The organism is Streptomyces kaniharaensis (assembly GCF_009569385.1).
Taxonomy (GTDB): Bacteria; Actinomycetota; Actinomycetes; order Streptomycetales; family Streptomycetaceae; genus Kitasatospora; species Kitasatospora kaniharaensis.
Genome location: NZ_WBOF01000001.1, coordinates 5255110 through 5270837, shown reverse-complemented (window position 1 = coordinate 5270837; position 15728 = coordinate 5255110). Strand labels below are relative to the sequence as shown.

Below are 15728 nucleotides of genomic sequence, written 5' to 3'. Positions count from 1 at the left end.
CCCCGTGACAGACCTGACCGAACAGGAAAGACGGGCCGTCGGCCCGGCCGGCTCGTTCGCCGGACTGCTGGAGATCGAGCGGCTGGACGAGAACACGTTCCGGGGCCGTTGCCACGCCGGGGCACCGATGCGCGCCTTCGGCGGCCAGGTCGCCGCGCAGGCGCTGACCGCCGCCGGGCGCACCTGCGACGACGACCGCGCGGTGCACTCCCTGCACAGCTACTTCCTGCTGCCCGGCGATCCCACCGAGCCGATCCGCTACGAGGTCGACCAGGTCCGCGACGGAATGTCGTACACCACCCGCCGGGTGACGGCGGTGCAGAACGGGGAAGCGATCTTCACCCTCTCCGCCTCGTTCAAACGCCCCGAGCCCGCCGCCGACCGGCAGCGCGGGCTGCCCCCGGTGCCCGGCCCGGAGGAACTGCCGGACGCCTTCTCGCTCTGGGACGAGGCCTCCCGCGCGGCCCTCGCCCGGACCGAGGGCTTCCGCGAGCTGGAGATGCGGTTCGTCCCGCCGGACGCGCCCGGCGTGCCGCCCGCCGTCCCGGGGATGCCGGAGCAGTTCGTCTGGATGCGCACCGGCTCCCCGCTGCCGGACGGCGACCCGCTGCTGCACGTCTGCGCGCTCACCTACCTGTCCGACCTCACCCTGGCCTCCACCGCCGGGCTGCACGTGCAACCGAACTTCTTCCAGCGCGTCGAGTCCGGCCAGCCGCTCCGGCTGCTGATGGCCTCGCTGGACCACGCGATGTGGTTCCACCGCCCGTTCCGGGCCGACGAGTGGCTGCTGTTCGCCCAGCGCAGCCCGTCCTCCTCGGACGGCCGGGGGCTGTCGCTCGGCGAGTTCTACGACCGGGACGGGCGGCTGGTCGCGTCCGCCGTCCAGGAGGCGCTGATCCGCGAGCTCCGCTGACCGCACGGGCGCCGGCGGGCCGCGTGTCCGCCCGGCGAACGGACGGGTGCCGGTCGGTGTCATACTCCTGAGCGGCCCCGGCCCGTATCATGGTGCGGGTGACCAAGGTTGACCTGTCACCACGGCCGGTGGAGGCGATGTCTCCGCGTCAGCTCGAACGCCGCGAAGGCCTGATCGCGGCGGCGCTCGCCCTGGTGAACGAGATCGGCGTCGAGCGGCTGCAGATGAAGCAGGTCTGCGAGCGCTCCGGAGTCGCCCTGGGGACGGCGTACCGCTACTTCTCCTCCAAGGACCACCTCCTGGCGGCGGCGATCGCCGAGTGGCACCGCCTGCTGCTGGCCGACCTGGTGGCCGAGCTGCGCGGGCCGCGGGCGGGACTGGGGGCCACCGACCGGGCGGTGCGGTTCGTCCGCGGCGGGATGCGGGCCTACCAGCGCCAGCCCGAACTGGCCCGGCTGCGGGTGGCCGTCGCCGCCTCGACCGACCCCTTCGCCAGCGAGGCCCTGCAGGGCATGGCCCGCGCCGACAGCGCCGCGCTCCAGGCGCTGATGGGCGAGGTGCCGGCCGCCGCGAGCGATCTGGTGCGCCACATCGTGGGGCACGCCTGGCAGGGCGAGCTGACCGCGTGGGTGACCGGCCGCACCACCCTCGGGGACGCCCGGCGGCGGCTGGAGGACGTGGTGCGGCTGGTGCTGACCCCGTACGAGACGCCGTACCCGGCGCCGTACGAGGTCCGGTCCACGGTCTAGACCACGCGGCGGCCCTTCAGGCCGTCAGACCACCGTCACCGGGTGGGCCACCACCGCGCCGAACAGGTAGCCCTCGCGGTTGAACACCGCCGTCCGCGGCTGCGTGTTGCCCCGGCGGTCGGTCGTGCGGGCGCGCAGCTCGTACGGGCCGGGCCGCTCGGGGCGCCAGTCAAAGGTCCAGCGCGTCCAGTTGTGGGCACGCGGCTCGTCGCGCAGCTCGGCGCGCCGCCAGGTCCTGCCGCCGTCGCTGCTCACCTCGACGCGGCGCACCGCGGCCGCGCCCGACCACGAGCGGCCGTGGAGCCGGTGCGTGCTGCCCGCCTCCAGCACGGCGCCGGCGGCCAGTTCGAAGGCGCTCTTCGCCACCTGGTCGGTCAGCGGGACGCCGCCGCCCGGCGGGTAGTCGGGGCCGAACATCCGGTAGAAGTCCGTGTTCCACGGCGAGTACAGCGGCCCGTCGGCCACCTCGATCGAGCCGAGCCACTTGATCGAGGCGATGCCCACCCAGCCCGGCACCACCAGCCGGGCGGGCGCGCCGTGGTCCGGGGTCAGCGGCTCGCCGTTCATCTCGTAGGCGAGCAGCACGTCCTCCAGCGCCTTGGCGAGCGGCAGCGGGCGGCGCACCGGGCCGTAGTCGGTGCCTCCGACGACGTAGGACGGGTCGAGGCCGGTGGGCAGCAGGTCCACCGCGCCCGGGGCCAGCCCGGCCTCCCGCAGCACGTCCGCCAGCCGGACGCCGCGCCAGCTGGCCGAGCCGACGCCGCCCAGCGTCCACGGCGTGCCCGGGACGGCCTGGTGCTGCTGGGTCAGGAAGTAGCTGCGGGCGTTGCCGGCGCACTCCATCAGGGCGCTGATCCGGGCGGCGGGCAGGGACCGCAGGTCGGCGAGGGAGAACTCGACCGGCCGGTCGGCGGTCGGGGCGCCGCTCAGGCCGGTGCCGAACAGCTTCAGCCGCCAGGTGTCGGGGTCGATCAGCGGGGTGCTGGTGTGGTTGCGGACGAAGAACCGCTCCACCGGGATGTGACGGCCGATGCCGGTGCCGCCGTCCGTGTCGCGCAGCGCGTCCCAGCGCATCTCGGCGTTGGTGCCGTGCGGCACGAACCACTCCGCGGGCAGCGGCTTGACGATCCCGGGCACCGGACCGGTGGCGGCTCCGGCAGCAGCGACCGGACCGTCGGCGGAGGCCTGGGACGGCGCGAGGGCGGTGTCGGCGAGCGCGGGCGTGGTGACCACGCCGGCGGCGGAGAGCAGCCGCAGCAGCGTGCGCCGGTCGACGCCGTCGGCACGCGCCTCGCCGGCCAGCCACTGGCGGCGGCGCAGGCGGTCGTACGCGGCTTCGTCGATCTGCTCGGCGGGGCCGACCTGATCGGGAGGAACGTGGACGTCGTCGGCCATGATCGGACTCCTTCACTGCCATGGTAGGCGGATCGGGGGAGCGCGCCGCCGGGGCCGGAGGCGGGGCAGGGCCGGACCGGGGCGGCACGCGCGGGCGGAGAGCACCCCGGCCGGGGACCGGGGGATCAGCGGGATCTCGAACGGCGGGAACAGCTGGAGCCACTCGGACGACACACGAGCGGGCACCACACGAACGGGCACACGGCTGTCCGGACGGCCCGGACGGCGTTCCGCCCGGACGGCTCCACGGCACGGCACGCCCCGGTCACGTCTCCGGATCCTAGGGCCGCGACGGGCGCCGCGAAAGGCAATCGGCGACGCCCGGCCCGAACGGCCGAAAGCCGCACCGGCGAACCCGGCGGGCTCCGCCCCCACGAGAAACACGGCCTGCCTGACCAGGCACGACACTCCCTCCAGGAGGGGTAGGACGCATCCGTCCCAACCGACGCCCAACCCCCGTCCGGACTTCACCCGGGCGTACCGACCGTTCACGCCGCCCTGCCAACCTCTCCGGCATGAACGCCAACCCTCCGGCGACCTACCAGGAACCGCGCTTCCCGCTCCCCCAGCGCCACCGCCGCCTCCTCGCCTGCGCCGCCGTCCTCGCCTCCATCGCCCTCGGCACCCTCGGCGTCGGCGCCACCGTGGAAACCGTCCAGAAGGCCACCGTGGCGACGGCCACCGCCGACAGATAGTCCACCGGCCCTCACCAGCACCGCGGTCCGCCTCCGGACGCGGTGCTCCCGCATTTCCGGGCCCAGGAGGCTCCACCCCGGACGAGCAGCGCCCAGGCCACGCGGGACAAAAATTGACCCCGAGGGCAGGCCCTTACGCGGGTTCCTGGTAGCGCTCGCCGGTCGGGGCGGGCACGGTCGAGGCGGGCCTGCAGTGGCGGCCGGTGCTGGGCGCGGTGGCGTGGAGGTCGGGCGCGGGGGCGTAGCGGGCGGCGGGTGGGCGCAGGAGCCAGGCCGGGGGGCGGGTATCGCAGCGGGCGGGGGTGACCAGGCCGAGGCGGTGGAGCAGGTCGAGGGCGTCGCGGCGCAGGGCGGTGCGGTCGGCGAGGTAGTCGCGGCGCCAGCCGGCCCGCAGACCGTACTCGTCCGCGATGTCGCCGAGGACGCCGTCTATCAGCGCGTCGGGGATCGGCACGTCGCCGTCGGTGGGCTCGCCCGGGAGCGGGCGGACCTCCTCGACGAGGCGCTCGACGAGGAGCAGGGCGGCCTGGGGCAGCGTGCCCGCACCCGGCAGGGCGAGGTCGGTGAGTTCGTCCGCCGGGTCCAGCAGCGCCACCCCTTCCGCCCTCGACTCGGTTTCCAGGCCCAGGAATTCGGCGAGCGCCGCCGGCCCGCTGAGCCGGTGCTCGCGGAGCCAGGCGCGCTGGTCCTCGGGGAGGTCGGCGGCGAGGACGGCGGGGGTCTCGGCGAGGAGGCGGCGGACGGCGGTGGCGGGTTCGGCGTCGGCGGCGCGGCGGATCAGGTCGGCGGCGTCGGCGGCGAGGCCGGGTGGTCCGGCCGGGACGGCGCGGGCGAGTTCACGGTCGACGGTGAGCACCGCGGCCGCATCACCCGGATCGGCCGGCAGGCCAGCGAGCACCTGCCAGTCGGCAAGCGCGGCGAGGGCCATGGTGCGGTCGGCGGGCGCGGCGGCCAGTCCGGGTGCGGTGGTGCGCATGGCGTCGAGCAGCCGCCCGTACGGGAGGTGTTCGGGGGCGTCGACGAGCAGCGCGAGCGCGAGGGCGAGCTGGGCGTACCCGGCGGGGGTGAACGGGGCGCCGGTGCCGGGGTGTTCGAGGCGGCGGGCGGCGCCGGGGCCGAGGCCCGCCTTGCCGAGTCGGGCGTGCCGGGGGCCGACGACGAGGCGGTAGCCGAGCAGGGTGTCGAAGCGCTCGGTGAGCCAGTCGTGGTGACGGTGGATCAGCGGAAAGCCGTCGGCGTGCGGGCCGGACGCGGTGACCAGCGGGTGGGCGAGCAGCAGCCGGGCGGCGATCCGCCGTTCGGCGGTCAGCCGGTCCACGGGGACCCGGTCGCCACCCGGCGGCTCCTGGCCGGAACGGTCGTGCGCACCGGGCACGGTCCGGGTCAGCTCGGGCTTGCGGTGCCTGCCGGGCGTGCCCGGCTTCGCCCCTGAGCGGACGACGGGCAGCGCGGCGGCGTCCCGGCGGGCGCGGCGCAGGCCGCGGGCGGGGCGGGCCTCGCGGGAGCGCCGGACGGCGCCGGCGTGGGCGGTGGGGCCGTGCCACCAGCTGACGTCGGCGTCGGCGGCCGCGTCGGCGGGGACGCCGTGGTGCCGGGCCGGGTAGAGGCCGAAGGAGGCGGTGCAGAGGTCGTCGGCGGTGCCGGGGGTGGCGGCGACGAACCAGTGGGCCAGCCGGAGCAGCCCGGGGTCGGGCGAGAGGACGGCGGGCGTCTCCTCCGGTCCGTCAGGACGGCTGTCACGCACCGGATCAGGAGCGGCTTCGCGTACGGCGAGGGCGGCGTCGGTGGCCTCCCGGCCCGCCCCGCCGTTTCGCCCGTACGGCCTGCTGCCGGCCACCCGGGTGGTGCCGGTCGCGTACTCCTGCTGCTCCATGTCGGGGACCAGACTAGACGGTGGCCTGGTCCTCGGTGGCAGCAACCGGGCCTCGCGGCGAAGTGGCCGCCCGTCCTCCGGTAGGGTGCCCGGCCGCGGGTCGCGGGGCCCGGCCGTCATCGGCGGACGCCGGTGAGGCTACGCGCCGGTAACCCCGGTCTTCCGCCGCGCGGACGGGTCGCCTAGGGTGCGAGCGCGGGGGGCCACGCCCCCAGCCCCTTCACGCCCCCTCGCTCCCGCCCGCTCCCGGAGGTCAGCAGCCGTATGAGCATCAGTACGACCACCCGTGCCGTCCTCGGTGGGCGCCTGCGCTCGGCCACCGGCCTGCTGGGCGGCTTCGCGGCCACGTCGGCGACGCATCTGGGCGCGATCCTCTCGGGCACCTCGGTGCTGAAGCACGCCACCAAGCCGGCCCTGATGCCGCTGCTGGCCGCCCACAGCGTCACGGCCGCGGCGGCGGAGGAGCGGGAGGCGCCGAAGCTGCTGGCGCCGGCGCTGCTCGCGAGCGCGGCCGGGGACGTCCTGCTCCAGCTGGGCGACGACACGGCGTTCCTGGCCGGCATGGGTTCCTTCGCGGCGGCGCACGTGTGCTACGTGACGATGTTCGTCCAGCGCGGGGCGCTGACCGACCGCAAGCGCGCCCTGGTGGTCGCGGCCGCGTACGCGACGGCCTGGGCGGGCATGATCGGGCAGCTCTGGCCGGACCTCGGGGAACTCAGGATGCCGGTCGCGGGCTACAGCCTGCTGCTCGCCTCCACCGCCGTGACCTCGGCCGGGCTGGGCTGGCGGACGGGCCTGGGCGGCGCGCTGTTCCTGCTCTCGGACACGCTGATCGCGACCAAGCTGGCGAAGTGGCGGGAGCTGCCGGGGCATCAGTTCTGGATCATGGCGACGTACATCCTGGCCCAGTACCTGCTGACCAGCGGCACCCTGGAAGCGGAGCGGCGGCGGGCCTGACGACACGTCCGCGCCGCCGGGCACGGTCGGCCTGGCGGCGCGGAGGACACGCGTGCGGAGTTGCGCGACGGCCCATCAGGCACCGCGTCGCCGCAGCAGCCAGAAGCCGCCGACGCCGCCCGCCACCAGCGCGAGGCCGCCGACCAGCTCGGCCGGGTCGGCCGCCACCGAGCCGCCGAGGCCGGTCTTCACGGCGCCGTGCGGGGCGACCTGCTGGCTCCCGGCGCCGGACTGGCCGAGCGAACCGGCCCACTCCCCCGCCGCTTTGCCCCAGTCGCCGAGTCCCTTGTCGGGCGCGCCGGCCTCGACACTGGTGACCGTCACGCTGGTGGAGAACGCGCCGCCGTCCGGGCAGGTGCCGTCGACCTTGCTGTCCCCGGCGTGCTGCCCCGCCAGGCGGGCGGAGCCGGTGTGCTTGCCGTCCGAGCCCAGGGTGAGGGTGGCCGGGCCGCCCTCGAAGGCGGCGGAGTGGGCGGTGATGGTCTTGGCTTCGGGCTTGTCCGACTTCTCGCAGGAGACCGTGACCGTCACCGTCTGACCCGGTGCGGCCTGGGACGGGCTGACCGAGGCCGCGCCGTCCCTGGCGGACGCGAGGGGGGCCGTCAGGCCGGTCAGCACCGTGGCGCCGATCAGGGCGGCGGCCGTACGCGTGGGGCGCATGCCGGAACCTCCGGGATTCTCGGGCGCAGCCGGGGACTCCGATGTCCACGTGGTCGAGCAACTGCGCCCGGTCACCCACCGACGCTAGGCAGCCCCCCCGCACCCGGCCACCGGTCAGGCCCGTTCGAGTTACCGCCCCTCACTCGCTGTGACCGGCACGGCTGTCACAGATCGAGGTCCACCACGACCGGGGCGTGGTCCGACGTGCCCTTGCCCTTGCGGGCCTCGCGGTCCACGTAGCTGTCGCCGACGGCGTCGGCGAAGGGCTTGTTGGCGTAGGTGAGGTCGATGCGCATGCCCCGGTTCTTCGGGAAGGCCAGCTGGCGGTAGTCCCAGTACGTGAACGGGTGGTCGTACTTGAGCGGGCGGGGCACCACGTCGTGCAGGCCGACCTCGCCGAGGGCCTCCAGCGCGGCCCGCTCGGCCGGGGTCACGTGGGTGAGGCCCTCGAAGGCGGCGACGTCGTAGACGTCCTCGTCACCGGGGGCGATGTTGAAGTCCCCGAGGACGGCGAACGGGCGCGGGCCGGCGGCGTCCTCGGCGCAGGCCTTGCGCAGGGCCTCCAGCCACTCCAGCTTGTAGCGGTAGTGGGCGTGGTCGACCTCGCGGCCGTTGGGCACGTAGACGGACCAGACCCGGACGGGGCCGCAGGTGGCGGCGATCGCCCGGGGCTCGACGGCGGGCAGCAGGGCGTCGTCGGCGAGGTAGCCGGGCTGGCCGGGCAGGTCGCGGACGACGTCGTCGAGGCCGAGCCGGGAGACGATCGCGACGCCGTTCCAGCGGCCGGTGCCGTGGGCGGCGGTCTCGTAGCCGAGCGCCCGGACCTCCTCGTACGGGAAGGCGTCGGCCGCGCACTTGAGCTCCTGGAGGCAGAGCACGTCGGGCTTGGCGCTCTCCAGCCACTCCAGGAGCTTGGGCAGCCGCGCGGTGACGGAGTTGATGTTCCAGGTGGCGATGCGGACGGTCACGGCGGGCGGCCTTCCCGGGTGGGTTTCGGACGGGGCTGGGCACCCGGCACGGCCGGCCGGGCACCCATCCCGAACATACCGCCCGCCGCCGACAATCCCGGCGGACGCAGGTCACGGGCCCGGTCCGCGGGCCCGGTCCGCGGGCTCAGCCCGTCGGCCGGACCACCGCGGCCGAGCCGCCGCCCCGCCGGGCGGGTTCGGCGGCGGCCGCCCAGCGGCCGTCCGGCAGCCGTTCGACGCCGGTGGCGGCGCCGATCTCGTTCACCGTGGCGAACCGGTGCCCCAGCGCCTCCAGGGCCGATCGCTCGGGCAGCGCGAGGAAGCCCGGCTCGGCCTGTGTGGCGGCGCTGTTGCGCTGGCTGGCGCGCGGCGCGGCGATCGCCTGCTCCAGGCTCAGCCCGCGGTCGAGGCGGCCGAGCAGCACCTGCAGGGTGGTGGTGATGATGGTCGCGCCGCCGGGGCTGCCGGTGGCGAGCAGCGGCTCGCCGTCGCGCAGGACGACGGTCGGCGACATCGAGGAGCGCGGCCGCTTGCCGGGCCCGGGCAGGTTGGGGTCGGGCACGCCGGCGGCGAGCGGGGCGAAGTCGAAGTCGGTCAGCTCGTTGTTGAGCAGGAAGCCGCGGCCGGGGACGGTGATGCCGCTGCCGCCGGTCTGCTCGATGGACAGGGTGTAGGCGACGACGTTGCCCCAGCGGTCGGCCACGGTGAGGTGGGTGGTGTTCTGGCCCTCGTAGGGCTCGGGGACGGCCTGCCCGGTGTCGGCGCAGTCGGCCGGGTGGTGCGCGTCGCCGGGGGCGAGCGGGCTGGTGAGCGCGCGGTCGGGGCTGATCAGGCAGGCCCGGGAGGCCGCGTAGCGGGGCGAGAGCAGGCCCTTCACGGGGACGTCGGAGAAGCGCGGGTCGCCGACCCAGCGGTTCCGGTCGGCGAAGGCGATCCGGGAGGCCTCCAGGAAGTGGTGGTAGTACTGCGTGCCGCCGTAGGCGGACACGTCGCCGTCTTCCAGGACGCCGAGCGCCTCGCCGACGGTGGTGCCGCCGGAGCTGGACGGGGCGATCGAGAAGACGTCGTAGTCGCGGTAGGCGACGTGGGTGGGGGCCTGCCGGCGGACCTGGTAGGCGGCGAGGTCGGCGGCGTCCACCGTGCCGGGGCGGGCCCGGCGGCCGGAGGCGGGGTCGACGGGCGGGTGCTGGAGGGTGTTGACGACGTCCCGGCCGATGTCGCCCTGGTAGAAGGCCTTGACGCCGTCCTTGCCGAGTTGCCGGTAGGTGGCGGCGAGGTCGGGGTTGCGCAGCACGGAGCCGACCTCGGGTAGCCTGCCGCCGGGCAGGAAGAGCGAGGCGGTGGCGGGGAAGTCCTTGAACCGGGCGTAGTTGTCCTCGGTCATGCCGCGGAAGGTCGGGTTCACGACGAAGCCGTCGTCGGCGATCCGCTCGGCGGGCCGGAGGTTGTCGGCGAGCGAGCGGCTGCCCCACTCCCGCAGGGCGGCGTCCCAGGTGGCGGCGGTGCCGGGGACGCCGACGGACAGGCCGCTGGTGACGGCGTCGGGGAAGGCGAGCGGCTTGCCGCCCTCCAGGAACAGCCCCTCGTCGGCGGTCCGGGCGGCCGTCTCCCGGCCGTCGACGGTGTGCACCCGGCCGGTGGCGTGGTCGTAGTAGACGAAGTACCCGCCGCCGCCGATGCCGGAGGAGTACGGCTCGGTGACGCCCAGGGCGGCTGCCGCGGCGACGGCCGCGTCGACCGCGTTGCCGCCCGCGCGGAGCACCTCGATCCCGGCGGCGGTGGCGTCGACCGAGACGGTGGACACCGCCCCGCCCCAGCCCACCGCCTCGGGGACCTTGGCCGGCGGCGCCGCCGCCCCGGCCGGTCCGGCGGAGGACCAGACCAGGGCGGTGGCGAGCAGCAGCGGTGGAGCGAGACGGGTCAGAGCCCTCATCCGAGTCCTCCTGAGTCGACGTCAACTCCGTTGTTTCACAGGAGGCGAGGTCCCGACAACCACATCGCACTGCTACCGACCGGTAGTTGACGCCCGAGGGCGGAGCCCCGAGGGGGCTCGTCGCCGAACTCCCGCCGCCACCCCGGATACCGGACGGCGGCGGGAGGTCGACGACGGGCGCTACGGCGCGCTGCGCTCGACCCGGCGGCGCTTGATCGTGCGGAACCGCCGGGCGACCTGCCGGGCCAGGTCGGCGGCGCCGACCAGCCCGGCCTCGTTGCCGAGGGCGGCGTGCACGATGGTGGCCTCGGGGCGGAAGCCGCGGCCGGTGAGGGTGCGGCGGAAGGTGTCCCGGGCCGGGCCGAGCAGGAGGTCGCCGGCCTCGGAGACGCCGCCGCCGATCACGAAGCGGCCCGGGTCGAGGGCGGCGGCCAGGTTGGCGATGCCGACGCCGAGCCAGGTGCCGACCTCGTAGAGCAGCTCGGTGGCGGTCGGGTCGCCGGCCCGGGCGGCCTCGGTGACCAGCGGGCCGGTGATGCCCTCGACGGTGCCGCCGGCCCGGGCGAGCAGCGGCTGCACCACCGGGGACTCCTCGGCGACGAGTTCGCGGGCGTCGCGCACCAGCGCGTTGCCCGAGGAGTACTGCTCCCAGCAGCCGCGGTTGCCGCACGGGCAGCGGTGGCCGCCGGGCACCACCTGCATGTGCCCGAACTCGCCCGCCAGGCCGTACTTGCCGCGGTCGACGTAGCCGTCGCGGACGACGGCGCCGCCGATGCCGGTGCCGAGGGTGAGCATCACCATGTGGTCCTCGCCGCGCCCGGCGCCGAAGCGCCACTCGGCCCAGGCGGCGGCGTTGGCGTCGTTCTCGACGATCACCGGGAACCGCAGCCGCTCGCTGAGCGCCTCCTGGAGCGGCTCATTGCGCCAGTTGAGGTGGGGGGCGAAGAGCACCTTGGAGCGGTCCGCGTCGACCCAGCCGGCCGCGCCGATGCCGACGGCGTGGACGTCGTGCCGGTCGGCGAGCTCCAGCACCAGCTCGACGATGACGTCCTCGACGACCCTGGCGCTCTTGCTCTTGTGGGGGGTGTCGGTGCGCAGCTTCTCCAGCACCCTGCCCTCGCCGTCGACCACCCCGGCGACGACCTTGGTGCCGCCGATGTCGACGCCGATGGTGGGCAGCCGCAGTATCCCGGCGGGCAGGGCGCGGCGGCGGCGTTCGGCGCGCGGGCCGAGGCCGAGCAGGGTGGGCAGGACGGCCGGCCGGGTGCTGCCTTGGGGGCTGGTCACGGACGCTCCTCACGAGGAGTAGTGACGGTGGGTCGGGCGAGCTCGTGCGAGAGTTCGGCGAGGTCGGAGCCGCCGGCCATCTCGGTGGTGAGCTGTTCGAGGCTGATCTCGTCGCGCGGGTGGCTGCCGGCCGTCCGGCCCCGCCTGAGCAGGGTGAAGTGGTCGCCGACCAGGTGCGCGTGGTGCGGGTTGTGGGTGATCAGGACGACCCCGAGGCCGGCGTCGCGGGCGGCGGTGACGTACTTGAGCACCACGCCGGACTGCTTGACGCCGAGGGCGGCGGTCGGCTCGTCCAGGACGAGCACCCTGGCGCCGAAGTGGACGGCCCTGGCGATCGCCACGCACTGGCGCTGGCCGCCGGACAGGGTGCCGATCGGCCGGTCGACGTCGGGCAGGTCGATGCCCATCTCGGCGAGCGCCGCGCGGGTGGTGGCGCGCATGCCGTCGGCGTCCAGGCGCAGCCCGCCCCAGCGGCGGTGGCCGCGTTCGGAGCCGAGGAAGAAGTTGCGCCAGACGGGCATCAGCGGAACGACGGCGAGGTCCTGGTAGACGGTGGCGATGCCGCGGTCGAGGGCCTGGCGTGGGGAGTCGAGGCGGACCTCCTCGCCGCCGACGGTGTAGGTGCCCTCGTCGTGCTGGTGCAGCCCAGCGATGATCTTGATCAGGGTGGACTTGCCGGCGCCGTTGTCGCCGAGCACGCAGCTGATCTCGCCGGCCCGGAGGGTCAGCGAGACGTCCCGCAGCGCGCGGACGGTGCCGTAGCTCTTGCCGACGCCTTCCAGGGACAGGAGTTCGGTGTTCATCGCGGCCCCCGCTCGGCCCGGCGCTTGACGAAGGCGTTCAGCAGGGCGGCGAGCAGCAGCATCGCGCCGAGGAAGAACTTGAACCAGTCAGGGTTCCACTGGGCGTAGACGATCCCCTTGCTCGCCATGCCGAAGATCAGCGCGCCGAGCGCGGAGCCGGCCACCGAGCCGTAGCCGCCGGTGATCAGGCAGCCGCCGATGACGGCCGCGACGATGTAGATCAGCTCGTTGCCGACGCCCTCGCCGGACTGCACGGTGTCGAAGGAGAACAGCAGGTGCTGGCCGAGCACCCAGGCGCCGAAGCCGACGCCCAGGTACAGCACGGTCTTCGTCCGTGCGACCGGCACGCCGACCGCACGGGCCGCCGCCGCGTCGCCGCCGACGGCGAAGATCCAGTTGCCGAACCGGGTGCGCAGCAGGACCCAGGTGCCGACGGCGAGCAGGCCGAGCCACCACCACACGGTGGCCTTGATCGTCAGCCCGCCGACCGTGACCTCGGAGGCGAAGAGCCAGCGGCAGGAGGCGAAGCCCTCCATGTCGGAGATCGGCTTGGTGGAGACGGTGCCGGAGACGAGCTTGGTGACACCGAGGTTGGCACCGGTCAGCATCAGGAAGGTGCCGAGGGTGACGATGAAGCTGGGCAGCCTGGTGCGGCCGAGCATCCAGCCGTTGAACCAGCCGACGGCCAGCGTGACCGCGAGCGAGACGACGACGCCGACCCAGGTCACCGCGGTGAACTGGTAGGAGACCATCGACGAGGTCAGCGCGGCGGTGGTGACCAGCACGCCGGCCGACAGGTCGAACTCGCCGCCGATCATCAGCAGCGAGACCGGCACCGCCATGATCCCGATGGTGGACGCGGCGTAGAGCACGGTGCCCAGCGAGGAGACCCGCAGGAAGGGTTCGGCGACGGCCGCGAAGACCAGGAACACCGCGACGGCGGCGATCAGCGCGCCGAGTTCGGGCCGGGCGAGGAGCCGGCGCACGGCGGCCGGGCGGTCCTGGACGAGGAGGTCGGTGGTCACCTGGTCCCCCTCGCGACGTACTCGGCGAGGGCGTCGGCGTTGTCCTTGGTGAGGATCTGCGGGCCGGTCGCCACCGGCTTGCCGCCGCCGAGCATGTCGAGGTTGGAGCGGTGGAGCCAGAGCAGGTCGACGCCCTCGTAGCCCTGCAGGTAGGGCTGCTGGTCGACGGCGAAGCCGACGCCGCCGGACTTCAGCCCGGCGACCACCTGCGGTCCCAGGTCGAAGGTGTCCAGCTCGATGCCGCGGTGGGAGTCCTGGACGGCCTGCAGGCCGGTGGCGGCCATCGGGCCGGAGAGGGTGAGCACGGTGTCGATGGCCGGGTCGGCCTGGAGCTTGGCCAGGACGGCGGCCCGGGCGTCGGGCATGTTGACGCCGTCGACGTAGAGCACCTGGAAGGCGCCGCCGGCCAGTCCGGAGCCGGCCTGGGCGCCGGAGCAGCGCTGCTCCTGGCCGACGTTGCCCTGCTCGTGGATGACGCAGAGCACGTTCCGGCGGCCGCGGGCGGCCAGCTCGGCGCCTGCCGCCTGGCCGGCGGCGGTCTCGTCCTGGCCTATGTGGGTGAGCGCGCCGAACTTCCGGGAGTACTCCTGGCCGGAGTTGATGGTGATCACGGGGATGCCGGCGGCCTTCGCCTTGCCGAGGACGTCGGCCATGGCGTCGCCCTTGGCGAGGGTGACCAGCAGGCCGTCGACCTTCTGGTCGATGGCGGCCTGGACGAGCTGGACCTGGTTCTGGGTCTGCGCGTCGTTGGAGTACAGGAAGGTGATGTTGTCCTTGGCGGCGGCCTGCTCGGCGCCCTTGCGCACGCTGTCCCAGAAGGCGTCGCCAGGGCCGGCGTGGGTCACCATGGCGACCTTCCAGCGCGGGGTCGTGACGGCGCTGCCGCCGGCGGCCGCGGCTTGGGCGCGGGCCTCCTCGGCGCGTCTACCTCCGGTACTGCTGCAGCCGGCCACGGCGACCATCAGCGCGAGGGCGGCGGCAACGGGACGGAGCCGGCGGGACGGGCGAAAGCGGGTTGAGCTCATCCCATGATTCTCTCCGCAAGCACCTTGCGGCCTCGCACCGCCTCGCCCGACGGCGAAGGCGGCGCGGACTGTAAGGTTTCCCCGGGGGACCTTCCTGAACGTTCGCTGGACATCGCGTCCGGATGACGGCTGCCCGGGTGGCACACTAAGCGCCGACCCGAAAGATGAAGATCACGGAAACGTGATGTTCCTCTCAGGTTCCACACAGATTCGGACGGCAACCGACCCCGGGTTCCACGCCGTCCATTGCTATTGGAATGCGTTCGGGCGAGTGAGGCCCGGGCGGGCTGCGATCCGGATACGAGAACTCGATGCAACTGACAGGTACGCCCTTCTTCCTCCTCACGGTCGTCCTCGTACCGGTGTCCATCGCGGTCGCGCTGCTGCTCTGGGGCAAGGTGCGCGGGCCGCAGCCGGTGCAGGTCCTGTCGCGGGTGGCCATGATCGTGTTCTGTCAGATCACGGCCGTGCTGATGGTCTTCGTGATGGTGAACAACGCGAACCTGATCTACGGCAGCTGGGACGACCTGCTGGGCACCGGCGACCACGTCCGCGCCGTGCCCACGGTGCCGAAGGACGAGGGCCCCGGCGCCCCCGCGGGCGGCCAGGGCGACGCCAAGCCCCCGGCCAAGGTGCTCCAGCAGTTCGGCGGCGTGGGCGACCCGGCCGTGCCGGGCGACGTCAAGAAGACCGAGCTCAAGGGCCAGGTGTCCGGCGTCGACGGCGAGGTGCTGGTCTGGCTGCCGCCGCAGTACGACGACCCGGCGTTCAAGGACAAGAAGTTCCCGGTCGTCGAGCTGATGCCGGGCTACCCGGGCTCGTCCTCCACCTGGTACGGCACCCTCAAGGTGTCCGAGCAGCTCAAGCCGCTCATGCAGCAGGGCAAGGTCGCCCCGTTCATCCTGGTCTCGCCGCGCACCCTGCTGCTCGGCAACCACCAGGACGCCGGCTGCACCGACATCCCGGGCAAGGTCAACGCCGACGCCTGGGTGACCCGCGACGTGCCGCAGATGGTCCTGGACAACTTCCGCGCCGACCCGTCCCCGGACCGCTGGGCGATCGCCGGCTACTCGGCCGGCGCCCACTGCGCCGCCAAGCTCTCGCTGGCCCACCCGAACCGCTACCGGGCCGCGATCAGCCTCTCCGGCTACAACGACCCGGCGGCCGAGAAGGACTCGCTGGTCGGCAAGGACGCGAAGCTGCGCGAGACCAACAACCCGGTCAACATCCTGAAGAGCGCCCAGCAGCCGCCCAAGGTCGCGATGTACATCAGCGGCAAGAAGGGCGACGGCCTGGAGGACGCGCAGGCGCTCGCCGCCGCGGCCAAGGCCCCGACCACCGTCCAGATCCAGGAGACCCAGGGGCCGCACTCCACCGAGCTATGGAAGGGCATGGTCCCGGGCATCTTCGAGTGGCTGACCGGGATCATCCCGGCGCAGTAGTCC

At 74.3% G+C, this 15728-nt stretch carries 14 protein-coding genes; 5 read left to right on the top strand and 9 right to left on the bottom strand.

The window, feature by feature from the left end; genetic code table 11:
* Positions 1–4 precede the first annotated feature (4 nt).
* Positions 5–913 (top strand): acyl-CoA thioesterase, encoded by a 909-nt coding sequence (locus tag F7Q99_RS23630; protein ID WP_407697821.1) that lies wholly within the window; start codon positions 5–7, stop codon positions 911–913.
* A 98-nt stretch (positions 914–1011) separates the two neighbouring features.
* On the top strand, positions 1012–1662 hold the full coding sequence (locus F7Q99_RS23625; RefSeq protein WP_326847026.1) for a TetR/AcrR family transcriptional regulator: 651 nt from the start codon (positions 1012–1014) through the stop codon (positions 1660–1662).
* 24 nt (positions 1663–1686) lie between these two features.
* On the opposite strand, the gene F7Q99_RS23620 is transcribed toward F7Q99_RS23625, so the two are convergent.
* Positions 1687–3057, bottom strand: a complete 1371-nt coding sequence (locus F7Q99_RS23620; RefSeq protein WP_230210301.1) for a sulfite oxidase — start codon at positions 3055–3057, stop codon at positions 1687–1689.
* Positions 3058–3572: 515 nt separating this feature from the next.
* On the opposite strand from F7Q99_RS23620, the gene F7Q99_RS23615 reads away from it, so the two are divergent.
* Positions 3573–3752 (top strand): hypothetical protein, encoded by a 180-nt coding sequence (locus F7Q99_RS23615; protein WP_153464550.1) that lies wholly within the window; start codon positions 3573–3575, stop codon positions 3750–3752.
* A 133-nt stretch (positions 3753–3885) separates the two neighbouring features.
* On the opposite strand, the gene F7Q99_RS23610 is transcribed toward F7Q99_RS23615, so the two are convergent.
* Positions 3886–5625, bottom strand: a complete 1740-nt coding sequence (locus F7Q99_RS23610; RefSeq protein ID WP_195911152.1) for a DUF2398 family protein — start codon at positions 5623–5625, stop codon at positions 3886–3888.
* A gap of 264 nt (positions 5626–5889) precedes the next feature.
* Here F7Q99_RS23610 and F7Q99_RS23605 point away from each other — a divergent pair, with 264 nt between their 5' ends.
* The gene (locus F7Q99_RS23605; protein WP_230210300.1) at positions 5890–6582 is read left to right on the top strand and encodes a lysoplasmalogenase; all 693 of its coding nucleotides are present in this window, start codon (positions 5890–5892) and stop codon (positions 6580–6582) included.
* 75 nt (positions 6583–6657) lie between these two features.
* Here the strand turns inward: F7Q99_RS23605 and F7Q99_RS23600 are convergent, their stop codons facing one another.
* From F7Q99_RS23600 to F7Q99_RS23570, 7 genes are all read right to left on the bottom strand, one after another.
* Positions 6658–7242, bottom strand: coding sequence for a hypothetical protein (locus F7Q99_RS23600; RefSeq protein WP_153464546.1), 585 nt, complete (start codon positions 7240–7242; stop codon positions 6658–6660).
* 164 nt (positions 7243–7406) lie between these two features.
* Positions 7407–8210: an exodeoxyribonuclease III gene (locus tag F7Q99_RS23595; protein ID WP_326847025.1), complete on the bottom strand. Its 804-nt coding sequence runs from the start codon at positions 8208–8210 to the stop codon at positions 7407–7409.
* 145 nt (positions 8211–8355) lie between these two features.
* Complete coding sequence (ggt, locus tag F7Q99_RS23590; protein ID WP_153464544.1) at positions 8356–10143, bottom strand: gamma-glutamyltransferase; 1788 nt, start codon at positions 10141–10143, stop codon at positions 8356–8358.
* A 180-nt stretch (positions 10144–10323) separates the two neighbouring features.
* A complete protein-coding gene (locus F7Q99_RS23585) occupies positions 10324–11430 on the bottom strand; it encodes an ROK family glucokinase (RefSeq protein ID WP_407697820.1) in 1107 nt (368 codons plus the stop codon).
* On the bottom strand, positions 11427–12233 hold the full coding sequence (locus tag F7Q99_RS23580) for an ATP-binding cassette domain-containing protein (RefSeq protein WP_153464542.1): 807 nt from the start codon (positions 12231–12233) through the stop codon (positions 11427–11429). The genes F7Q99_RS23585 and F7Q99_RS23580 overlap by 4 nt, the downstream gene beginning before the upstream one ends.
* Positions 12230–13258 carry an ABC transporter permease gene (locus F7Q99_RS23575; protein WP_326847024.1) on the bottom strand — a complete coding sequence of 343 codons (1029 nt, stop codon included), beginning with the start codon at positions 13256–13258 and terminating at the stop codon, positions 12230–12232. The genes F7Q99_RS23580 and F7Q99_RS23575 overlap by 4 nt, the downstream gene beginning before the upstream one ends.
* Entirely contained in the window at positions 13255–14283 is a 1029-nt protein-coding gene (locus F7Q99_RS23570) for a substrate-binding domain-containing protein (RefSeq protein WP_153464540.1), read from the bottom strand. The genes F7Q99_RS23575 and F7Q99_RS23570 overlap by 4 nt, the downstream gene beginning before the upstream one ends.
* A gap of 311 nt (positions 14284–14594) precedes the next feature.
* Between F7Q99_RS23570 and F7Q99_RS23565 the strand changes: the two genes are divergently transcribed.
* Entirely contained in the window at positions 14595–15725 is a 1131-nt protein-coding gene (locus F7Q99_RS23565) for an alpha/beta hydrolase (RefSeq protein WP_153464538.1), read from the top strand.
* The last annotated feature ends 3 nt before the right edge of the window (positions 15726–15728 follow it).